Genomic DNA, 20,947 nt, shown 5'->3' with positions numbered 1-20,947 from the left:
GCCTTACGGCCGTCCTTTTTTTGTTGCGCAGCGTGCGGAAAGAAGCAAATCGATCTGCCGATTCGCCTTTCGCGTACATCGTATAAAAATTTTAGGCAAAAAGGGAACCTATTTTATTCGCTGCGTGTTCTTATGTTCGAGCGATCGCTAACGAGGGGCAAAGGAAGTGAAAACGATTGGGAGACAAAGAACTGTTCGAGACCTATAAAGAAGACGTGTACCATTATTGTTTGTACATGCTGCGCCGCTCCGCGGACGCGGAAGACGCCTGCCAGGAAGTATTCGTCAAAGCGCTGCTGGCGGACCGGAGCGGCATCGATTATCTCAAAGCTTGGTTGATGCGGATTGCCGCCAACGAATGCCATTCGATGATGCGGCGTCGAACGAACGGAGAGATCAAGGAGAAGCGGGCATTTTGGATGAATAAACCGATCGGAATGTCGCCTTCGGTGGAGCAGACTTACGAACGAACCGAGACGTCGGGCGAGTTCGAAGAACTGTTCAAAGAACTCAAACCTAAAATTCGGGAGGCCCTCCTGCTGTATTACATGGCCGAGCTATCGCTTGCCGAGACCGCTGAAGCGCTGGAAGCGCCGCTGGGGACCGTCAAGTCGAGGATCAGCCGAGGGTTGAAAGCATTAAAAAAGCTTGCCAAAAAGAACCCGGCGTTGTCGGAGAAAGAAGGTGATTTCCGTGCTTCGAACTACTGAGAAAGAAACAGAACGCAAGCTGCGCAACCTGAAGAAAGAAAAGCCGAATTACGACGCGATGTGGAGCCGGATTCGTTTGGAAGCGGATAAGCGGGAATCGGGTTGGCAGGAACAGGTCGTGCCTCCGAAAAAGGCATCTCCGAAAAAACGTTGGATAATGCCTGCAGCCTGTGCTTCTCTCGCGGCCGTAATCGCGCTGGGGGCGGCAGCATCGCAAGGTTATTTCGAAAGTATCCGTTCGGAGACGAAAGCCGCGCCGCTCGGACAGTCGGTCGGGGTGCAGAAGGAAGTAGAAGGCCTCATACTGAAGTTGAACAGCGCGGTACAGGGAACGGATCGCAACAACAGACCGAGCGAAGGGATCGAACGGATGATTCTCGATTTCTCGCTCAGCGGATTTGGCAGCGAGGATGTACGTATGGCCGCGTTCGATCAAGCTTCGATTACCGATTTGGATACGGGTAAGAAGTTGTCGATCAATATGGGCGATTTCAATACGAATTACAGCGGAAGCATCGAAGATTGGGCAGCAAGCAGAAAGTTGAACACTTCGGCAGAGATCACGGGAGATCTGAGCAAAACGGAAGGAAAACACCGCTATCGGTTAGAACTTTCCGATCTCTATATGATCAAAAGAAGCAATGTGCCGATTGCGGGCAAAGTCAAGCTGGGCGAAGAGTATACCGTGCTTCCGGATCGCGACTTTAAAATGAAGATTACCGACATCCGCTGGGATCAAAAGCAAGGATTGATGAAAATCAAATTCTTGCCGAATCAGAATGTTCCGAGGTTGGATACGCAGAATCCGGCTACATTGGGCATGGATCGCGGCAATTACGTTAGCCTGAAATTGGGCGACAAAGATCTGGGATATTCCGGTTGGTCAGAGCCTCTAAATCTGAAAGCCGGAGAAGACGAAGTCGAAGGCGAGTACGATGTTAGAGGGCTCACCGAAGATCAGGTCAAAGACATGACCATGACGTTTAATTACGCCGAAACGGTGAGAAAGGTTAAAGGACCGTGGACGATCGACTTTACGCTGGATTCTTCCAAAGTGCAAATCCCGACCGAAACGGTGCCGATTGCCGACGATTCGGAATTGACCGAGCAAACCGGATGGACGCTGGGCGATGCGCAGTTGGACGCGTATGGCGTCAAAATTCCTTTGAACCGAAATGCAGCGGATGCGGAACCGGGAGACCGATTCAAAGACGGTCAGGTGTTAAATTATACCCGAATCTCGCTTACGGACGGAAAAGTGACCGCCGTAGGTATTCAAGAGCCGATGCCGGGCGTCGAACCCCGCGAACAAAATCAGAAGGGGCAGGAATATTTCCAATTCGGCACTCAAGGCATGGAAGCAAATCAAAAAGGCGATTCGAAAACGTATGACGCTTGGTCAAGCTACGACTTCCGCGGCAAGCCGTTGACGGCGACGTTCGGCGAAGCTTGGATCGCGCATGTCGATCCGGAACATTGGGTGTCGTTAGGCGTACCGACAGCGGAAGAACGTACGGTAACGGACACTCTCGTCAACGGCAAAAACGTCGAATATACGGTCCATCGCAAAGGCGCGGATATCGCGGTCGAGATCGAAGTGCCGAAAGACGTGCTTGTACTTGAAGGGACTCGGCTTCGCGTAGACGGTCGGGATTACGCTTTCGATCCGACCAAGACCGACGCAAGCGCCGTTCGCAACGAGCAAGGTTATTATAACCGCGTGGACATCTATCGCAACGTGCCGGAAGGCAAGGCGTTCGAACTCAATCTGATCGCTTACAGCACCGTCGACGCCACCAAAAAAGCTACGGTCGTCGTACGTAAATAAAATATTGACTGAACGCCCGGATCGCGCGACCCGGGCGTTCTTTTTTTGTTTATGATAGATAGACCGCCTCAAACGGGAACCTCTTCGCCTCCTCGGAAGTCCTCTATACGAAGAGCGCGCTCGTTCATCATCATTCGAGCAGGGAGGCAATCGGAAGTCGAGAGGGATGTGAGAACCGAAATGAACGACTTGGAGTTGTTCGAAAATTACAAAACGACGGTATATCGGTACTGTCTGTACATGCTCAAACATAAAGGGGATGCGGAAGACGCCTGCCAAGAAGTGTTCGTCAAAGCGATGCTGGCGGACCGAAGCGGACTTCAGAGCGAAAAAGCTTGGCTGCTGCGGATCGCGGCCAACGAATGCCACAGCATGATGCGCCGCCGGATCAAAGGCAGGGACAAAGAGCAAACCGCGTATCTGAAAGCCGCTCCGCTGACGCATTCGCCGTCGGTGGAGAGCGGGTACGAACGCCGCGAGACGATAGCCGAATTCGGCCGGATGCTGCAAGAAATCAAACCCAAATTCCGCGAGGTTCTGCTGCTGTATTATATGGCGGACCTGCCGCTGGCCGAAGTAGCCGATCTGCTGAAACTGCCGGTCGGCACCGTGAAGTCCAGAATCAATCGGGGACTGAAATCGCTCAAGAAACTGACGGAAGACGAAGACGGCCGTGCGGCGGCCAAGAAAGGAAGGGATATGCATGTCTCGAATTATTGATGCCGATCTGGAGAACAAGCTGCGCGGCGTGGACGACGGCAATCCGGATTACGCGAATATGCGCAAGCGTATCGTGCTGGAGGTCGAGAAGCGAAGATCCGGATGGAGCGAAACGCGCGCGGAGGTTGCGAATCCCGGAAAACGCAGTCGGGTAATCTATACGGCGGCGGGCGCGCTCGCTTGCGCGGCGGCAGCCGGGATTCTGCTCTCGCAGCAGACGTTCGCGCCCGATCCCGCGAGCGAACCTGCGCCGAATGCCGCGCTGACCGAAACGGCGTACAAAGCTCCGGCCGGGCAGTCGGTCGAACAATCGGCTGTCGTGGACGGCGTGACCTTGAAGCTGGAGAACGCGATTCAAGGCCGTTTCGAAGGCGCGGATACGGGAGAGACCCAGAAAGACCGGCTTGCGCTGCAATTGAGCTTGAGCGGTTTGAACGTGCCGAATGCGGAATATGCCGGATTCGCGTCGACGACGCTGACCGATCTAACCAGCGGCAAATCGCAGAAACTGAGAGGGCCCGGATTCGATCTGCGTCAGGGCATGCAGAACGTGCTCGATTCCCAGATCTTCGACGGCGATTGGGCGGGAGCGGGCGAGACTCGACGTTTCCGTTTCGAAACGAGCGATCTGTATACGGTGAAACGTCTTGATATCCCGCTTCAAGGGACGATGCGGGATCATGCGGAATATCCGATTTCTTCGATCGCGGGAGCTTCCGTCATGCTGGAGAGTATGCAGTGGGACGAAGAACAAGAACTGCTCACTTTGAATTACGAACTGCGGGGCGTCGACGCCGAAGCGGCTTCGGCTTATCCCGAATCGCTGTCGGCCGAGACGCAAACGATGCTGCTGCTGAATACGGGCAAAACGACGATCGAGCCGACGTCGGGAACCCGGGAAGGCAGCCGTTTCAGCCGCAGCTACGAATTGTACGGCATGAGCAAGCAGGAACGCGAAGCGCTGACCTTGATCTACAGCTATCCGGAGACGGTAAAAAAGATCGAAGGCACTTGGAAAGTGGACTTCGCGCTGGACGGCGATCAAGCTCAAGAAAAAGCCGTTAAAGTCGCTGTGCAAAATACCGAAGAAGTCCGGCAAAAAACAGGCTGGACGCTCGGCGAGGCGGCGGTCGGCGCTTACGGCGTCTATCTGCCGATCGAGCGCGCGCCGGAAGATCGGGTGCTGCGCGAAGGGATGGTTCTGGGTTACGAGGAGTCGACGCTGACGGCCGAAAGTTTCGAGACGGATCGGGCCGAACATCCCGGCAATCCTCTTCTGGCAGGCGACGACCCTTCGGCGGCCGAGCAAGAAGCGTTGTCGTTCCGTTTGATGAGCGAGGAGGTGCGCGACCTGTCCAAAGGGCCGTTGTCGATCCGATTGCAGAACGCCGAAGTCGTGCGCCGGGCGCCGGACGACTTCTGGACCGCCCTGACGGGGGCGCGAAGCGAAGAACAAGGACAGGAGCGCCGGATCGAAGCCCGTCTTCCGGACGGCAGTCTGCTGCATTACCGCTATTCGCGCGAAGGCGACGATCTGAAAGTCGTTACCGAGACGCAGGCGCATCTGAAACTGCTGCAAGGTACCGTCTTGAAAGCGAACGGCGAGCTCCTGCAGCCGGATGCGGATGCTTCGCGCAGCTTGTACCGGACGCAAGGCGATTACCGGGTGGATGTCTATAAAGACATTTACCGGAGCGTTCCGCGGGATGCCGAATTGAGTATCGGACTCGGCCTTTACAGTCAGGTCGATCCTTCGCTGGATACGGAGATCGTATTGCGAAAATAGGCGGTTCATCGAATACGAAACACGAAGCTTATCCCGATCCGTCGGCACACGGATCGGGATTTTCACGTTTTCTCGGGAAAAACGAACCGTTTGCCAAGCTCGCGAGTCTCTATAAAAGGGACAAATTCGATGAGGGGCGAAGGGCGTGAGCAATCGTGGATGATCAGACGTTATTTCTAACGCACAAAGAAGACGTATTCCGATACTGCCTGCATATGCTGAGAAACCGGACGGATGCGGAGGACATCTGTCAGGAAGTTTTCGTCAAAGCGATGTTGGCCGATCGAAGCAAGGTCGAACATATGAAAGCTTGGTTGATGCGGATCGCGGCCAACGAATGCCATTCGTTGATGCGGCGCCGGACGAACGGAAACCAGAAAGAAAAAAAGGCTTTTACGATTCAACTGCCGCTGCGAGCTTCGCAATCGGTAGAAAACGAATATGAACGAGCCGAGACGGCCGACGAATTCGGCAACCTGTTGAACAAGCTCAAACCCAAAGTTCGCGAAGCGATGCTGCTGTATTACATGGCGGATTTATCGACGACCGAGACGGCGGAAGCGTTGAACGTGCCGGTCGGAACAGCCAAATCGAGAATCAACCGCGGCTTGAAAATGTTAAAAAAGCTGTACGATAAAACGCCGAATTCCCATGAGAAAGGAAGTGACGACCATGTCTCGAATTACTGAAGCGCAAATCAAACAGCAGTTTCGCGATCTGCCGGACGGCAATCCGAATTACGACGAGATGTGGAAGCGGATTTGCGCGGAAACCGAGCGGCGCCGCGCGGGCTGGACGGAACATGCGGCCGTATCCGAACCGAAACGGGCCGTTTCCCGCGCTCGCCGTTGGGCGATGGCGGCGGCTGCCGCCGCAGTCTTGGCCGCGGCCGGAGGTACCGCGGTTTATTTCGACGTTTTCCCGAACAAAGAAATCGTCTATACCGAGATGGGGCAGAAGATCGGAATCTCGAGCGAATCGCAAGGCGTCGAAGTGACGTTGAACAGCGTGGCGGTCGGGCCCAGAGCGTTGGAACAGAAGAACCAAATGGCGCTGCGCATCCATCTGACCGATTCGGCGAAGCGCGGGCTTACCGAAGTCCAGACCGAACAAACGATACTGACCGATCTGGACAGCGGACGGGAGCTGAACCGGCTGCAGGAATACAACGACAACGTGTTCGTCTACGACGAAGACAAAGGCGGTTGGACGCTTACGCAGTATTTCGAAAGCGATCTATCCCCGGAAGACGGAACGAAGCATTATCGGTTGACTTTTAACGGGTTGAAATACGCGACGGAACAGACGCTGGATTCTCTTCAAGGCGAGTGGGTCATCGACTTCGAAGTCGAAGCCCGTAATTTGTTCGCCGCGACTTACGATATGCCGATCCAAGATCAGAACCAGAGCGCTTTCGAGAAACGTACGGGAGTGAAGCTGGAAGCGGCGAAGGTCAGTCCTTTCGAAGTTCGGATTCCGGTGGTCCGCGATCGGAAATATGCTCCGGATCAAGCCGGATTCGTCTATTACGAAGATATCGTCTTGCAGACCGACGACAAGAAGATTCCGGGAACTTGGGCTCCGAATCCCGAACGGGAAGAGGAGTTTCAACCGGAAGGCGTCGACCCGAACGGGCCGGAATCGCTGTATTTCAATCTCACCGACTACGGACTGGACGATATCAACGAAAAATCGCTGACGCTCCGTTTGCGCGGCGCGATCGTGGTGAACGATTATCCGGAAGCATGGACGCCGGTCGCCGCTCCGACCGAAACGCCGCAAAAGGTGCAAGCAAAGATGCCCGACGGCAGCGTGATCGATTACAAAGTGACTCGAAAAGGAAAAGACGTGCAGATGCAGACGCCGAATCGAAAAGAACTGCAAGTCGTCGGCGGAACGAAACTTAAAGTCGACGGTAAATTGTACGAATCGGACCCTGCGCAGACGCTCAGCAAATTTACGCAAGATAACGGATTCCGAATCGACGTATTCAAGAACGTGCCGGAAGGAAAAGAGTTCTCGGTGAACGCGGGCACCTACCGCGTGCAGGACTCTTCGCGGGATATCAGTATCCCGATTCAGAACTAGTGAGTTGACCGTATTGAATCCAAGGTTTGTGTCCTTCGGAAACACGCACGGTTCAAGCGGGTTTTTCGTCGGAGACTTCGTACACGGGTTAGGTACGAAATCTCGGAGGGCGAAACCTAACCTCTTAAGAGGTCGAACGAGGAGAAGAAACCGGGAAAGCGCAAAAACGAGCAAAGAAGAGCCGATCGGCTTTCCTTTGCTCGTTTTTCTTTTCCGTAAGGCTGCTTGGTTTGTCAGCGTTCCGCGCCGTTCGCGTTCGCCCAAGCGTTCAATTTCGCGTCCGTAGGCAGCAGGAAGGTCAGCACGCCGAGCAGCGGCAGATAGCTGCAGAACTTCATGACCGTCGCCACGCCCGCAGCGTCCATCCAACTGCCCAATACCAGACCGCCGATTCCGCCCATGCCGAACGCAAGGCCTGTAACCAAGCCGGAGACCGCGCCTACGCGGCCCGGGATCAACATCTGCGCGTAGACGACCGAGACGGAGAAACTCGACAGCAGGATGAAGCCGATCAGCGTCAACAGAATGCCGGTCCAAGTCAAATCGGCATAAGGCAGCGCCAATGTCAGCGGAGCCGCGAGGACCATCGAACCGAACAGCACGGTCCGTTTGCCGAACCGGTCGGCCAGAGGCCCGCCGAAGAACGTGCCCGCCGCGCCTGCCGCGAGGAACAGGAATACGTAAATCTGCGCGTCGGCGATGCTGACCGCGAACGCGTCGCGCAAATAAAACGCGTAATAACTGCCGACCGAGGTGACGTACCATGACCGCACGAAGACCAACAGAAGCAGCAGAGTCATGGCTCCGGCGATCTTGCGCCGCACGGCCGGGTCCATCGCTCGGCGGACGACCGCTTTTTTCGTTCGTTCTGCCGCTCGCAGCGTGCGTCCGTACCAACGGGCGATGAAAAGCTGCACCACGATGCCGAGCGCCGCGATGCCCGTGAACCAGATCGCGCCGAACTGGCCGAGCGGGATAAAGATCAGCCGCGTCAGCAGCGGAGCCAGCGATTGCCCGGCGTTGCCGCCGACTTGGAAGATCGACTGCGCGAGTCCGCGTCTGGGGCCGGCGGCCATATGCGAGACCCGCGAGCCTTCCGGGTGGAACGCGGCGGAGCCGAGACCGACGAAGATGACCGCGACGATAACGGCCGCGTAATCCGAAGCGTAAGCGAGCAGCAGCATGCCGGTCAGCGTAGAAGCCATAGCCAGCGGCAGCAGCGCGGGCGTCGGCCGTTTGTCGGCGAACAGACCGACGACGGGCTGCATGATCGACGCCGTAAAGTTGATCGCGAACAGAATCCAGCCGAGCTGCGCGTAACTCAGTTTCATCGAGTCCTGCAGAATCGGCATGATTGCGGGGATGACCGACTGCATCGAATCGTTGAACAGATGCACCAGACCGATCGCGAACAACACCCTGTAGACCGTGCCGTTCGCTCGGCGGTCCGGCGACGGAATCCGGGCGGACTCTGCCGCGTTCGCGGACTTCCCGGCCGAATGCTCGGCTTCGGGTTTGGGTTTGACAAGCATGGGGCCAACCTCCAATTCTGCGGAATGTGTACCATTCTAGGGCAAGGCGCTGTATTCGGCAAGGATTAGCTCTAACGATTCCGCCCGGAAATCATGTCTGGATAAACAAAAAAGCCCCGGCAGATACCGCCGGAGCTTCAAGTATTATCTTCTCTTACCCCATCCAAGCGTGAAGCGAAGGGGGAAATTCAGTGAAAAACGCCTTTGAACCCGGAAGTGTTCCGCTAAAACCATAATCGAACTTTTCCGGGCGAGACAGCGTTTTGAACGAATTTACCCCGCAGCCCCTACGCTTCCCGCGCCATTTACGCTTCTTCGACCTCGAACCCCGCTTGTTTCCAAGCCGCCGTGCCGCCGTCGATGAAAGCCACGTCGGTGAAGCCCATCAGCTTCAGCGCGTAAGCGCCGAGAGCGGCTTGTCCGCCTGCGCCGCAGGTCACGAGAATCGGACGGCTGCGGTCGCTCAGACGCTCGTCGCGCAGTTCTGCGGGAACGCCCAGATCGGCGCGGATCGGCAGCATGCCGAGCGAGATGTTCGCGCTGCTCGGAATCAATCCGCAAGCGCCGGCATCCGCAGCGTCCTGCACGTCGATAATGAACGTGTCGGGATTGTTTTTGATCTTTTCGCGAGCTTCCTGCGAAGTTACGCCGGGTACGTTATTTCTTGCTTGAGTCACCATATCCGTAAATGTCAAAGCCATGATCGATCGTCCTCCTTGAGATGGTTTTTTCTACACTGTCATCTTATATTTACCCAGAGAACCTTTCAAGGCTTCTTACCGATTATCGACTTTCTCCGGATACAGATCATGGTTCGTCAAACGGTTGAACGCCATCTCTTCGTACTTCGTGCCCGGTTTGCCGTAGTTGGTGTACGGGTCGATCGAGATGCCGCCGCGCGGCGTGAATTTGCCCCAGACTTCGATATAGCGCGGGTCCATCAGCTCGATCAGGTCGTTCATGATGATGTTCATGCAGTCTTCGTGGAAATCGCCGTGGTTGCGGAAGCTGAACAGGTACAATTTGAGCGATTTGCTTTCGACCATTTTCACGTCCGGAATATAGCTGATATAGATCGTGGCGAAATCCGGTTGACCCGTGATCGGGCACAGGCTCGTGAATTCCGGGCAGTTGAATTTGACGAAATAGTCGCGGTACGCGTGCTTGTTGTCGAACGACTCCAGAATGCCCGGATCGTATTCGAACGTGTATTTGGTGCCCTGGTTGCCCAGCAGCGTCAGGTCTTCCAGACCGTCTTGGCGGGAATGGCTCATGAATGATTCTCCTTCGATATAAACAGGTTATTGGAAAAAAGTTCGGTCGAACGTAATCGTTTCCGGACTACACGCCGCGTTTATTGCCCCAGACGAGCGTATGCAGCTGCGGAAGCGCGCGGGCGTCTTTGAGATCCGGCAGGTCGGACAAGCGTCCGATCAGCCATTCGTAGCGTCTCAGCAGGGAAGAGACATGATCGTCGGATTCATGCGATACCTGCGGATTGCCGGTCTGCAAGATAAACGGAACGTTCGGATAACGGCGATGCACGTCCCGCGCGTAAGTCAGATCGTCTTCGTCGAAGATGACGATCTTGATGCACAGGTCGCGGCGGCCGGGAGCTTCGGACAGACGGGAAACGATCGAATCGAGAATCTCGAAATCCGTTTCCATCCCCGAACTTGGCGGCTTAGGCGACAGCGTCACTTCGTCGATCCGCACCAGCCAATCCTGCCAGCGCGAACCTTGCGTCTCCACCGCGACGCGGATGCCGCGTTCGTGAAGGCGCTGAACGAGCAGGGCGATCTGCGGAAGCAGCAGCGGATTGCCGCCGGAGATCGTCACATGGTCGAACGTATCTCCGCCGAGCTCCAGCAGCTTCGCGAGAATCTCTTCGGCGGACAGCATGCGGATCTCGTCTTTGGCGCTGCCGTCCCAAGTGAACTTCGAATCGCACCACGAGCAGCGGTAATCGCAGCCGGCCGTACGGACGAACATCGTTTTGCGTCCGATCGCCATGCCTTCGCCCTGAATGGTCGGTCCGAAGATCTCGAGCACGGGAATCGCGCGTTCGGTTGTTTTTTTGCTGACGGAATCGCTCATTCTTCCATCCACTCCCGTCTGGCTTCCGCGTAAGACGTCGGCGTTTCGAACAAACGGACGAATTCCGTGCGCGCGCCGAGCGCGGCATGCTCGTCCGATTTCAGCGCGTTTTCCATTTGTTCATAGATCCAGACCACCATATTTTCGGCCGTCGTATTCATGAGCGGGAGCGTCTCGTTCAAGTAGCGGTGATCCAAGTACGTCTCGATCCGCTCTTTCCAGATCCGTTTGATCTCTCCGAAATCGACGGCGATCCCGTTGGCCGACGGAACCGCCGAGATGCCGAAGACGACTTCGTACGTGTGCCCGTGCAGATTTTTGCATTTGCCTTCGTAGTCGTGCAGATGATGGGCGGCATCGAAAGTGAACGACTTGCTGACCATGACGCGTTTGCGATGGTAGCGAAGCTGTTCGCCCGAGATGTCTTCGCCGAACACCTGCAGCTTCTGCACGATATGAAAAGGTCCGGGTTGACGCTGGAATGCGGAATCGCTCATAACGCTGCCGCCTTCCGGTCTTCGAGATATTTGTCGAGTCCGGCGCGGCGCAGCTTGCAGGCCGGGCATTCGCCGCAGCCGTCGCCGATCACGCCGTTGTAGCAGGTCAGCGTGCGTTCGCGCACGAAATCGAACGCGCTTAGCTCGTCGGCCAGCGCCCAGGTCTCGGCTTTGTCGAGCCACATCAGCGGCGTGTGGATGACGAACGGATAATCCATCGCCAGATTCAGCGTCACGTCGAGCGACTTGATGAACGTGTCCCGGCAGTCCGGATAACCGCTGAAGTCCGTTTCGCACACGCCGGTCACGATATGGCGCGCGCCGGACGTTTTGGCCAGAATGGCGGCAAAGCTGAGGAACAGCAGATTGCGGCCTTCGACGAACGTGCTCGGCAGCTCGCCGTCTTCGTGCGCGATCTCGATATCGTCGCGGGTCAAAGCGTTGGGCGCGAGCTGATTGAGCAGGCTCATATCGAGCACGGTATGCTTGACGCCGAGTTCTTCGGCGATCTGTCGCGCGCAATCGATCTCGAGTTTATGGCGCTGTCCGTAATCGAACGTGACGGCCTGAACTTCCGCGAACGTTTTTTTGGCCCAGAACAAACAGGTGGTGCTGTCTTGGCCGCCGCTGAACACGACGACCGCTTTTTCGTTTTTGAGCATGCAAAAAACCTCTTTCTTCTTCTGGAATAGGAAGGAAAGAGGTTCAGGAACTTGCCGTTAAAAAACATCTGGCCCCGATTATGCCGGTAGGCGGAACAAGCCGAATAAACCTCGGCGATCGGCGGGGCGACGAATAGTTTTTTATAGAGGGAGTTCTCGAACCTCTCCCGCGCCTCGTTACACAAGGGCGGAATCTCTTCAACCGGGCCTTTGGACAGGCGAACGGTTGGCGCGCCGACGGATCCGTACCGCCGCGACGTGCTCCATTATAGCATGAACGCGGCGTCTGCGGATACTCGGAACGGCACGAATATTTGTTCGCCGAATTCGGCTGTTCGCCTTGAGCGCTCGGTAGGCGTATGATATGATTGGAGAAATCAAGCTTTGTTCGGGTTTTGCCAAAAGGTCGAATCGAGAGCCAAGCTTACGAAGGAGCGAAATTCCGTTGTAAACCCTTGATAATACTGCCGAAAACAAATCAAAAAATAAATTAACCGAAATCCCCTTAAGCTTCCCGAAGCTTGTCCGTTCCCATATGGGAACAAGCGGTTCTAACGGAAGCGGATAAGACGCAAGCACAGAAAGGACAACACGAATCATGATGGGAAAAGCTCATTTAATCATAGGGACCGGCGTATCGCTGTCTTTGCTCGCTTTGACGGGCGCGCCGGTCACGGTCGGAGCGGTCGCGATCGCGGCGGTCAGTTCGCTGCTGCCGGACATCGACCATCCGAACTCCATACTCGTCACCCGGGCGCTGCCGGATCGGCTGCTGCGGATCTTGCAATCGGCCATGCTGCTGATCGCGGCCGCGCTGCTGTTCTATGCGCCGGTCGCCCAGCCGTGGAACAGCGTGCTGGCCGCGATCGCGGTCGTCGCCATGTTCCTGCCCGAACAAGCGCTGCGCAAAGGCGCGTTCGTGCTGATCGGGCTTGCGGTTATCGTGCTCGGCGAACGTTACGCGCCGTGGAACCGGATGGGCGGCATTCTGCTGATCGTCTTCTCGCTCGCGCCGCACCGGGGCATCACCCATACGATCTATGCGCTGGCGGCATGGACGCTGCTGCTGTACGGGCTGACTTCCGCGCACGGGCCGTCGATCTGGCTGGCGGGAGGTCTCGGTTACGCCGCGCATCTGATCTGCGACTCGCTGACCAAGAACGGAATCCGGCCGCTGCCGCCGCTCAAGTGGAAGCTGCGTTTCGGTCTGATGACGACGGGCAAAAAGTCCGGTCGGCGCGTCGAGACGATCGGCATTTGGATCACGGCGATCCTGTTCGCGGCCGTTTTCGGCATCCGGCTGCTCGAGTACGGAGGCCGTCTTTATGTGAAGCTTACGTCGTGAAGTCGAAGTCCTTTGACAAATTCATATTCGAATTTTTCGACAGGAGAGACTCAGTGATGAAAAGGCAATCGTTCTACTGGTTGTGGACTTCGCAGACGATGTCCAACGCAGCCGACATTTTGTACGTGACGGCATTGACCGTTCTCGTTCTTCAAGGCACCGAATCGATCGTTTCGACCATTCTGGTGCCTTTTTTCCGTATCTTCTCGCAGATCGTCAGCGGATTTCTCGCGCCGCTCATGCTGCGCAGATTCCGGCTGCCCCGCCTGATGCTGCTCTCGCAGGGCGGACAGTTCCTGTTCTTCGCCGCGCTGGCGATTTATTTGCGCTCGGCCGGCGACGCGTATTCGCTGACCGCGATCTTCGCGCTGGTGTTCGGCATGTCGTTTCTCGACGGTTGGACGACGCCCGTGCGAAACGCGCTGGTGCCCCGACTCGTAGAAAAGAATTGGTTGATGCGCGCGAACGGCCTGATCTCGGTCAGCGATCAGACGGTGCAGTTTGCCGGGTGGGGCGTCAGCGGCGTACTGGTCGCGTTTGCCGGAGCGCCGACGACGATGATGATCGCGGGCATCCTGTACGCCGCGGCGATGCTGTTCACGTCTTGGATTCGCGAGCCGCAACGCCGCGAAGCGGGAATCGAACCGCCGGTCGATCCGGTCGGGACGCCGCTCGCGGAAGCCGCCGCAAGTTCCGGAAGTCGGCGCGAAGCGCTGCTCGAAGGCTGGAAGCTGATCTGGCACAGCCGCAGATTGCGCGCGCTGACGCTGATCGATTCGATCGACATGCTAGGCGGATCGGTCTGGGTCGGCGCGTTCACTCTGCTGTTCGTTCAAGAAGCGCTCGGGCAGGGCGAAGAATGGTGGGGCTTCATCAACGCGGCTTATTTCGCCGGAGCGGTACTGGGCGGACTTCTCGTCGTGGCGCTGGTTAAACGGCTGCAAGATCGGTTATTTCTGTCTATGTTGGTCGGTATCTCGGGTTACGCGGCGCTGACGATCCTATACGCGTATACGACTTTGCCGGCCGCGGCTTTGGTTCTGGTGCTGATCATGGGGCCGTTCGCCGAATTGTCGATGGTCGCCCGTCGGACCCTCATTCAACAGAGCGCCTCCGAAGACGATCTGCCGAAAGTGCTGTCCGCGCAAGCGACAGTGCTGAACGTCATCTTCTGCGCTTCCCTGCTCGGCATGGCGAAGCTCGCGGAATCGATCGGCATCGTCAATCTGTACGTCTATGCCGGCGGCATGTCGCTGATCGCTTTCGCGATCGGCGCGGCCGTACGCGGACATTTCTCCGCCCGGCGGACGGAAGAAGAACGTACCGCATAAGATCCTTTAAGAAAAAGCCCCGCCGTGATAGAGTGGGGGCGAAGGCAGTCCGCCCGACCGGCGGACGGAAGGGGGATGTACGATGAGTATCGATTTGCGTAAAAAAGCCGAGGAGAATCTGATCAGTCTCTCCAAAACGGCCACCATCTCGCTCAGCAAAAAAGGACTGGGCAGCCAGCGGGCGCGCGTCGCGCTGGCGCTGGATATCTCGGGTTCCATGACGGGCTTGTTCTCGAACGGAATCGTGCAGGCGGTGTGCGAACGCACGCTGGGACTGGGCATGAATTTCGACGACAACGGAGCGGCGGACGTGTTTCTGTTCGGGATACAGGATTATTCTATCGGCGAGATCGGCAAAGAAAACTTTTACGAATTCGTCGATCGGGAGATCCGGCCGAAATACAAGCTGGAGAACGGAACGAATTACGCGGGCGTGATGCAGCGCATCGCCGATTATTACTACCCCGGCGCGCTCAACGTCAAAAAAGGGTTGTTCGGTCTGGGCCGCGGCAAAGTCAGCGTCAGCTCGCCGCCTCCCGAAGAACAGCCGGTGTACGTGATCTTCGTGACGGACGGCAACTGCTTCGACGCCGATCGCGCGGCGGAGCTGGTGCGCCAGACTTCGCGTCTCGGCATCTTCTGGCAGTTCGTCGGCGTCGGCCGCGAGAACTTCCAGTTCCTCAAGCAGCTTGACGATCTGGACGGCCGGTTGATCGACAACGCGAACTTTTTCCAAGTCAACGACCTGAAAAAGATCTCGGACGAAGAGCTGTACGACCGGCTGCTCGGCGAGTTCCCGGACTGGCTCAGATCGGCAAAGGAGAAATCGCTGATCAAATGAGTTATACTGGGAACAAAAGCCGCTGATATCCGCATCATGAACTTCAACTTGGCGATGTTTTACCCAATCTCACGGACAAATGGAGGCGTATCGAAATGAGTTCGTTCCAAAGTTGGCTGAACAAGACGAAAACAGGTTTGCAGGATCAGGTAAGCCGCTTCAAAAACAAAGATTTGATGGACGCGATTGTGGCGGGCTGCGCGATCGTATCCGTAGCGGACGGCACGATTGATGCTACCGAGAAACAGAAAATGGCCGGTTATATCGGCCGCAATGAGCAGCTCAAAGTATTTAACATGAGCGAAGTCATCGACCGTTTTAACCATTTTGCCGGCAACATGGAATTCGACGTAATGGTGGGCAAGCAGGAAGCGCTGCGTGTCATTGCCAAGTTCAAATCGAAACCGGAAGTCGGTCGGGTCATCGTTGGCGTATGCTGTGCGATCGGCGCGGCAGACGGGGATTTTGATGAGCTGGAAAAAGCGGCGGTGCGCGATATCTGCAACGTGCTGAACTTGAGTCCGGGCGAATTCGGCCTGTAAACGATAACCGCTCGATCTTCGACGTGGAGGAAGAACCTCCGGCTTGCCCGTTTCGCGGCGTACGCCGGAGGTTTTTTTGTTCGGCGAGCCGAAACGTTGAAACCGTCCGGCGTCCCGTCCGTATACCTAAGCATGCGGTCAGGCAAAACGCGCCGGTCGAGTCTAAGTCGCCGCGCGCGAAGTTGTTTTGTACGAGGTCGCGCAGGTATAATTAAAGAGGCTGAACCATACCATTCCAATTGGGAGGGCAATAGACAGCAATGACAATTTCTCTGGTAAAAGGTCAGAAAGTCGATCTGACGAAAGGGAACGCCGGTTTGTCGAAGATCACGGTCGGACTGGGCTGGGACCCGGCCGAGTCGGAAAGCCGCGGCTTGTTCGGCATGAAGAAGAAAGCGGCCAACATCGACTGCGACGCGTCGGTGCTGCTGCTGAGCGAACAAGGCAAACTGACGAACGGCAAGAACGTCGTCTGTTTCCACAACCTCCAAAGCCCGAACGGTGCCGTCGTTCACGGCGGAGACAATCTGACGGGCGCGGGAGACGGAGACGACGAACAGATCCATATCGATCTGTCCGCCGTGCCGGCCGACGTGCATCGCCTGCTCGCCGTCGTCAATATCTACGACTGCGAAGCGCGCAAGCAGCATTTCGGAATGATTCGTTCCGCATTCATCCGTGTATTTGAATCGGGCAACGGCCGCGAGCTGGTTCGCTTCAACCTCACGGACGATTACTCCGGCATGACCGCGCTGCTGGTCGGCGAGATTTACCGTCACGGCGGCGAATGGAAGTTCAGCGCCGTCGGCGAAGGCGCGCAAGCTCCGCATATCGATCTGCTTGCACGCCGTTACAGCTAATCCATATATTCGAATTCCACACCCAACCTAAACAGAAAGAAGGAATTTAATCATGGCAATCAGCTTGCAAAAAGGTCAAAAAGTCGATCTGACGAAAACGAATCCGGGTCTGAAAAAAGTAATGGTCGGCCTCGGCTGGGACACGAACAAATACGACGGCGGCAAAGACTTCGACTTGGACGCTTCGGCATTCCTGCTCGGCGCGAACGGCAAAGTCACTTCCGATACGGACTTCATTTTCTATAACAATCCGAAAAGCGCCGACGGTTCGGTCGTACATACCGGCGACAACCGCACGGGCGAAGGCGAAGGCGACGACGAGCAGCTGACTGTCGAACTGGCTGCGGTACCGGCCCAAGTCGAAAAAGTTTCGTTCTGCATCACGATCCACGACGCGGCTGCCCGCGCGCAGAACTTCGGCCAAGTCTCGAACGCGTTCGTTCGTATCGTAAACGAAGAAACGAACGAAGAACTGATCCGTTACGATCTGGGCGAAGACTTCTCGGTGGAAACGGCGATCGTCGTAGCCGAACTGTACCGCAATTCCGGCGAATGGAAATTCAGCGCCGTAGGCAGCGGTTATCAGAACGGTCTGGAAGGCCTCGTACGCGACTTCGGACTGGCTGTATCCTAATCCCATAAGCAGTCCGCAATCCGTATTCCCATTTCGAAGGCCGTCTTCCACATAGACGGCCTTCGTTTGTACTTTCGTTCGCATTTTTTATTCTAAGGAGGAACTTACCATGACGATCAGCCTCTCCAAAGGACAACGCATCGACCTGACCAAAACGAATCCCGGACTCAAAAAAGTCATGATCGGTCTCGGTTGGGACACGAACAAATACAGCAGCGGCGCCGATTACGATCTGGATGCTTCGGTCTTCCTGCTGCATGAAGACGGCCGCGCCAAAGGCATCGAAGATTTCGTCTTCTACAACAATCCGAAAACGCCGAACGGCGCCGTCGTGCATACCGGCGACAACCGGACGGGCGAAGGCGAAGGCGACGACGAACAGATTCTGGTCGATTTCTCTTTGATTCCGGCGAACATCACGCGTCTGGGCATCACCGTTACGATCCATGACGCGGAAGCGAGAGCGCAGAACTTCGGCCAAGTCTCGAACGCGTTCGTGCGCGTGGTCGACGAGCAGGATAACCGCGAAGTGCTGCGTTACGATCTCGGCGAAGAATTCTCCGTCGAAACGGCGGTCGTCATCTGCGAATTGTACCGTCACGGCGAAGACTGGAAATTCCAAGCGATCGGTTCCGGATTCGCGGGCGGACTTGCCGCGCTGTGCAAAAACTACGGTCTCGACGCGCAATAAGCGCCCGATCTTGATCCGTACCCTTAACGAAAGGCGGAATCCGTTGTGACGACCACGATCATCAGGGGGCAGAAAGCCGACCTGACCAAAACCAACCCCGGTCTCGACCGGGTTGTCGTCGGAATGGGCTGGCAGGCATCGCCGGGAGTCGACCTCGACTTCTCGGCGTTTCTGCTCGGAGCCGATTCCAAAGCCAAAGCCGACGAAGATCTGATCTTCTACGGCAACCCGTCGGGAGCCGGCGGCGCGCTGCAATTGCAAACGGGCAGCCGCAGCGCGTACGCGGGCGTGACCGACAACGAGCAGGTATCGTTGTCGCTCCGAAGCCTGCCCGCTTCTTACGAGCGCATCGCGTTTACGCTGACGCTGTACGAAGGAGAGAAGCGCCGGCAGAACTTCGCCGGCGTGAACGGCGTATACCTGCGGATCGTAGACGAGCGGAGCGGTTCGGAACTTGTCCGCTTCACGCTGGACAAGACCTCCGGCGTCGAAACGGCGATCGTCGTCGGCGAATTGTACCGCTACAACGGCGAATGGAAATTCAGCGCCGTCGGCAGCGGCTACACGGGCGGTCTCGAAGCGCTGTGCCGCAGCTTCGGCATCGAAGTGCAGGCGGAGCCCGAAGCCGCGCCGCCGACCCCTGCGGCCAAGACCGCTCCCGCGGCGCCGCCGGCATCGCCGACGCCCGCCCCGCCCGCGCCGCAGCGGTTCAACCCGTCGCCGACGCCTTCGCCTTCGGGAGGCGCCAATCCGTCGCCGATCAATCTCGGCCGCCCTTCGCAGCAGGGCGGCAATCCGCCCGCGCCTTCGAGCGGCGCGGGAAGCGGCGGGGCTTCGCCCCGCGTGCTGCCGCCTCCGCCGGGCGGCGCTCCGGCTCCGTCGCCTCAGGGCGCTTCGCCTTCGTCTCCCTCGCCGAGTCCGACGCCGCAGCCCGCAGCGCCGGGCCTGCAGAAGATCGAGCTGACCAAGCGCGGCGACAAGATCAGTCTGGAGAAGAAAGCCGGCAGCGATTCGATCGGCGAGATTCTGATCAATCTCAATTGGAACCAGCGGCAGAGTACCGGATTCTTCGGCAAAACCTCCGGCGTCGATCTCGACCTCGGTTGTTTGTTCGAGCTCAAAGATGGGTATAAAGGTACCGTGCAAGCATTGGGCCGCGCGTTTGGTTCTTTGCACGACGAACCGTACGTCATGCTCGACGGAGACGATCGCACCGGCACGAAGGCCGGCGGAGAGAATCTTCGCATCAACGGCGCGCATCTTCGCGACATCAAACGCATCGTGGTCTATGCTTTCATCTATGAAGGCGCGGCGAATTGGGCGCAGGCCGACGGCGTGGTGACGGTGAAGGGCGGAGGCCCGGATATCGTCGTGCGGATGGACGAACACGGCAGCCGCAAAGGCATGTGCGCGATCGCCATGATTACCAATGTAGGCGATCAGACGTTCAGCGTCGAACGCCTCGTCGAATATTTCTCCGGACACCGCGAATTGGACCAAGCTTACAACTGGGGTCTTCGTTGGACGACCGGCAGCAAATAATCCGTTGTTTTACGCATAAACCCGGCATGTGCAGCAGCTTCGTCGTGTCGGGTTTCTTTTTTCTATCGCGTTTTACCGCGCCTCGGCGCGCGAAACGCTTCACAACACGAGCAGCATCTGCTTTATAACAGTTCGACGGTTCGTTCCGTCCTGTACCGGTCTCTGCCCGCATGGCATGCCCGCAGTCTCCTTAGCAGGCCGCCTCTGAACCGCCTTGAAGGAGAGAGAGATCATGGCGGATTTTTTTCAGAGCTTCTTCGGCAATTTCGCAAACTATTTTCAATGGGAACATGTCAGCTCGATTTTAAGCCAACCGGCGACTTGGGGCGTGATCGGCACGCTCGTGATCTTGGAAGGGCTGCTGTCCGCGGACAATGCGTTGGTGCTCGCCGTCATGGTTCGCCATCTGCCGCCTAACCAGCGCAGAAAAGCTTTGTTTTACGGGATCATCGGCGCTTACGCGTTCCGTTTCGTGGCGATCGGGGTGGGGACGTTCCTCGTCAAGATCACTTGGGTCAAAGTCATCGGCGGCGTCTATCTGCTGTGGATCGCCATGTCCAACCTGTTCAATCTCGAATTGAATTGGGGACGCGTCGGCGGAGTTCCGCTCATTCCGAAGATCAGCCGCAAAGCCGATTCCGACGAAGACGAGATCGAAGAGAAAAATTACGGCTTCTGGCGCACCGTGCTGGCCGTCGAGCTGATGGACATCGCGTTCAGCATCGACAGCGTGCTGGCGGCGTTCGGGGTCAGCCAAGAAGTCTGGGTGCTGCTGCTGGGCGGCATGATCGGCGTGCTGATGATGCGCGGCGTCGCACAGCTCTTCCTGAAACTGCTTGAGAAGTTTCCGGAACTGGAACGCGCGGCTTTCATTCTGATCACGATCATCGGATTGAAGATGCTGGCGGCGGCGTTGTTCGATTACGAACTGCCGCAGACGATTTTCTTCCCGCTGCTGATCGCGGTCTTCGTAGGCACGATTCTGCTGAGCTTGATTCGCCAGCGTCGGCAGACGCGCGAAGAGTAAAGCGGGAGCAGAAGCAATCTTCGTCCGCCGTATCCGATTTTGCGTTTGTCTGGTACGGGATCCGATCGCCGCTCGCAGCGGTCAAGCGCGGCCGGCCGTTCGGATCTCTACTCCTCCGCATGTGGAGAACGCCTTCCCGTCTCGGGAAGCGGCGCTTGCGAAGATTTGCAGAAACACGCAGGCGATCGCACGAGGCAGGGCGGCGTCTCTCGGC

21 protein-coding genes are annotated in these 20,947 nt (G+C 57.0%); 15 read left to right on the top strand and 6 right to left on the bottom strand.

Translation table 11 applies throughout. The features are described from left to right. The first annotated feature begins 176 nt into the window (after nt 1-176). The 6 genes from CDO73_RS00805 (at nt 177) to CDO73_RS00780 (ending at nt 7,132) form a co-directional block, all read left to right on the top strand. Nucleotides 177-710 (top strand): RNA polymerase sigma factor, encoded by a 534-nt coding sequence (locus tag CDO73_RS00805; RefSeq protein WP_088486579.1) that lies wholly within the window; start codon nt 177-179, stop codon nt 708-710. Continuing rightward, on the top strand, nt 694-2,538 hold the full coding sequence (locus tag CDO73_RS00800) for a hypothetical protein (protein WP_088486578.1): 1,845 nt from the start codon (nt 694-696) through the stop codon (nt 2,536-2,538). The genes CDO73_RS00805 and CDO73_RS00800 overlap by 17 nt, the downstream gene beginning before the upstream one ends. Before the next feature lie 180 nt (nt 2,539-2,718). Further along, on the top strand, nt 2,719-3,258 hold the full coding sequence (locus CDO73_RS00795) for an RNA polymerase sigma factor (RefSeq protein ID WP_088486577.1): 540 nt from the start codon (nt 2,719-2,721) through the stop codon (nt 3,256-3,258). After that, on the top strand, nt 3,242-5,044 hold the full coding sequence (locus tag CDO73_RS26610; protein WP_088486576.1) for a hypothetical protein: 1,803 nt from the start codon (nt 3,242-3,244) through the stop codon (nt 5,042-5,044). Before CDO73_RS00795 ends, CDO73_RS26610 begins: the two co-directional genes overlap by 17 nt. A 155-nt stretch (nt 5,045-5,199) precedes the next feature. After that, nucleotides 5,200-5,733 carry an RNA polymerase sigma factor gene (locus CDO73_RS00785; RefSeq protein WP_088486575.1) on the top strand — a complete coding sequence of 178 codons (534 nt, stop codon included), beginning with the start codon at nt 5,200-5,202 and terminating at the stop codon, nt 5,731-5,733. After that, nucleotides 5,717-7,132, top strand: coding sequence for a DUF4179 domain-containing protein (locus tag CDO73_RS00780; RefSeq protein ID WP_088486574.1), 1,416 nt, complete (start codon nt 5,717-5,719; stop codon nt 7,130-7,132). The genes CDO73_RS00785 and CDO73_RS00780 overlap by 17 nt, the downstream gene beginning before the upstream one ends. Nucleotides 7,133-7,365: 233 nt before the next feature. On the opposite strand, the gene CDO73_RS00775 is transcribed toward CDO73_RS00780, so the two are convergent. From CDO73_RS00775 to queC, 6 genes are all read right to left on the bottom strand, one after another. Further along, nucleotides 7,366-8,664 carry an MFS transporter gene (locus CDO73_RS00775; RefSeq protein ID WP_088486573.1) on the bottom strand — a complete coding sequence of 433 codons (1,299 nt, stop codon included), beginning with the start codon at nt 8,662-8,664 and terminating at the stop codon, nt 7,366-7,368. Nucleotides 8,665-8,969: 305 nt separating this feature from the next. Then, a complete protein-coding gene (locus tag CDO73_RS00770) occupies nt 8,970-9,365 on the bottom strand; it encodes a rhodanese-like domain-containing protein (protein WP_088486572.1) in 396 nt (131 codons plus the stop codon). A 75-nt stretch (nt 9,366-9,440) separates the two neighbouring features. Further along, nucleotides 9,441-9,938: a preQ(1) synthase gene (queF, locus tag CDO73_RS00765; protein ID WP_037283726.1), complete on the bottom strand. Its 498-nt coding sequence runs from the start codon at nt 9,936-9,938 to the stop codon at nt 9,441-9,443. 67 nt (nt 9,939-10,005) lie between these two features. Then, complete coding sequence (gene queE / locus CDO73_RS00760; protein ID WP_088486571.1) at nt 10,006-10,761, bottom strand: 7-carboxy-7-deazaguanine synthase QueE; 756 nt, start codon at nt 10,759-10,761, stop codon at nt 10,006-10,008. Further along, nucleotides 10,758-11,258 (bottom strand): 6-carboxytetrahydropterin synthase QueD, encoded by a 501-nt coding sequence (gene queD / locus CDO73_RS00755; RefSeq protein WP_088486570.1) that lies wholly within the window; start codon nt 11,256-11,258, stop codon nt 10,758-10,760. Before queD ends, queE begins: the two co-directional genes overlap by 4 nt. After that, entirely contained in the window at nt 11,255-11,920 is a 666-nt protein-coding gene (gene queC / locus CDO73_RS00750; RefSeq protein WP_088486569.1) for a 7-cyano-7-deazaguanine synthase QueC, read from the bottom strand. Before queC ends, queD begins: the two co-directional genes overlap by 4 nt. Before the next feature lie 598 nt (nt 11,921-12,518). Between queC and CDO73_RS00745 the strand changes: the two genes are divergently transcribed. From CDO73_RS00745 to CDO73_RS00705, 9 genes are all read left to right on the top strand, one after another. After that, a complete protein-coding gene (locus CDO73_RS00745) occupies nt 12,519-13,265 on the top strand; it encodes a metal-dependent hydrolase (protein ID WP_088486568.1) in 747 nt (248 codons plus the stop codon). Between the two features lie 56 nt (nt 13,266-13,321). Next, nucleotides 13,322-14,596, top strand: coding sequence for an MFS transporter (locus CDO73_RS00740; protein ID WP_088486567.1), 1,275 nt, complete (start codon nt 13,322-13,324; stop codon nt 14,594-14,596). A gap of 82 nt (nt 14,597-14,678) precedes the next feature. Further along, entirely contained in the window at nt 14,679-15,437 is a 759-nt protein-coding gene (locus CDO73_RS00735; protein ID WP_088486566.1) for a VWA domain-containing protein, read from the top strand. 95 nt (nt 15,438-15,532) lie between these two features. Continuing rightward, the gene (locus tag CDO73_RS00730; RefSeq protein WP_088486565.1) at nt 15,533-15,979 is read left to right on the top strand and encodes a tellurite resistance TerB family protein; all 447 of its coding nucleotides are present in this window, start codon (nt 15,533-15,535) and stop codon (nt 15,977-15,979) included. Between the two features lie 260 nt (nt 15,980-16,239). After that, nucleotides 16,240-16,839 (top strand): TerD family protein, encoded by a 600-nt coding sequence (locus CDO73_RS00725; RefSeq protein WP_088486564.1) that lies wholly within the window; start codon nt 16,240-16,242, stop codon nt 16,837-16,839. 52 nt (nt 16,840-16,891) lie between these two features. Beyond that, a complete protein-coding gene (locus CDO73_RS00720) occupies nt 16,892-17,473 on the top strand; it encodes a TerD family protein (protein ID WP_088486563.1) in 582 nt (193 codons plus the stop codon). A gap of 109 nt (nt 17,474-17,582) precedes the next feature. Then, nucleotides 17,583-18,164 carry a TerD family protein gene (locus tag CDO73_RS00715; protein WP_088486562.1) on the top strand — a complete coding sequence of 194 codons (582 nt, stop codon included), beginning with the start codon at nt 17,583-17,585 and terminating at the stop codon, nt 18,162-18,164. A gap of 45 nt (nt 18,165-18,209) precedes the next feature. Continuing rightward, nucleotides 18,210-19,706, top strand: coding sequence for a TerD family protein (locus CDO73_RS00710; RefSeq protein ID WP_088486561.1), 1,497 nt, complete (start codon nt 18,210-18,212; stop codon nt 19,704-19,706). Nucleotides 19,707-19,935: 229 nt separating this feature from the next. Then, nucleotides 19,936-20,733: a TerC family protein gene (locus CDO73_RS00705; RefSeq protein ID WP_179218452.1), complete on the top strand. Its 798-nt coding sequence runs from the start codon at nt 19,936-19,938 to the stop codon at nt 20,731-20,733. Nucleotides 20,734-20,947: the final 214 nt, after the last annotated feature.

Source organism: Saccharibacillus sp. O23 (assembly GCF_002205895.1).
Lineage (GTDB): Bacteria > Bacillota > Bacilli > Paenibacillales > Paenibacillaceae > Saccharibacillus.
This window is presented reverse-complemented; position numbering and strand designations above follow the sequence as displayed.

Excerpts from the sequence above, each read along its gene's own strand:
- CDO73_RS00795 (WP_088486577.1), top strand. The coding sequence starts at position 2,719 with ATGAACGACTTGGAGTTGTTCGAAAATTACAAAACGACGGTATATCGG.
- CDO73_RS00725 (WP_088486564.1), top strand. The coding sequence starts at position 16,240 with ATGACAATTTCTCTGGTAAAAGGTCAGAAAGTCGATCTGACGAAAGGG.
- CDO73_RS00715 (WP_088486562.1), top strand. The coding sequence starts at position 17,583 with ATGACGATCAGCCTCTCCAAAGGACAACGCATCGACCTGACCAAAACG.
- CDO73_RS00775 (WP_088486573.1), bottom strand. The coding sequence starts at position 8,664 with ATGCTTGTCAAACCCAAACCCGAAGCCGAGCATTCGGCCGGGAAGTCC.
- CDO73_RS00770 (WP_088486572.1), bottom strand. The coding sequence starts at position 9,365 with ATGGCTTTGACATTTACGGATATGGTGACTCAAGCAAGAAATAACGTA.
- CDO73_RS00740 (WP_088486567.1), top strand. The coding sequence starts at position 13,322 with ATGAAAAGGCAATCGTTCTACTGGTTGTGGACTTCGCAGACGATGTCC.
- queE (WP_088486571.1), bottom strand. The coding sequence starts at position 10,761 with ATGAGCGATTCCGTCAGCAAAAAAACAACCGAACGCGCGATTCCCGTG.
- CDO73_RS00780 (WP_088486574.1), top strand. The coding sequence starts at position 5,717 with ATGTCTCGAATTACTGAAGCGCAAATCAAACAGCAGTTTCGCGATCTG.
- queC (WP_088486569.1), bottom strand. The coding sequence starts at position 11,920 with ATGCTCAAAAACGAAAAAGCGGTCGTCGTGTTCAGCGGCGGCCAAGAC.
- CDO73_RS00730 (WP_088486565.1), top strand. The coding sequence starts at position 15,533 with ATGAGTTCGTTCCAAAGTTGGCTGAACAAGACGAAAACAGGTTTGCAG.
- CDO73_RS00735 (WP_088486566.1), top strand. The coding sequence starts at position 14,679 with ATGAGTATCGATTTGCGTAAAAAAGCCGAGGAGAATCTGATCAGTCTC.
- CDO73_RS00720 (WP_088486563.1), top strand. The coding sequence starts at position 16,892 with ATGGCAATCAGCTTGCAAAAAGGTCAAAAAGTCGATCTGACGAAAACG.
- CDO73_RS00745 (WP_088486568.1), top strand. The coding sequence starts at position 12,519 with ATGATGGGAAAAGCTCATTTAATCATAGGGACCGGCGTATCGCTGTCT.
- CDO73_RS26610 (WP_088486576.1), top strand. The coding sequence starts at position 3,242 with ATGTCTCGAATTATTGATGCCGATCTGGAGAACAAGCTGCGCGGCGTG.
- queD (WP_088486570.1), bottom strand. The coding sequence starts at position 11,258 with ATGAGCGATTCCGCATTCCAGCGTCAACCCGGACCTTTTCATATCGTG.
- queF (WP_037283726.1), bottom strand. The coding sequence starts at position 9,938 with ATGAGCCATTCCCGCCAAGACGGTCTGGAAGACCTGACGCTGCTGGGC.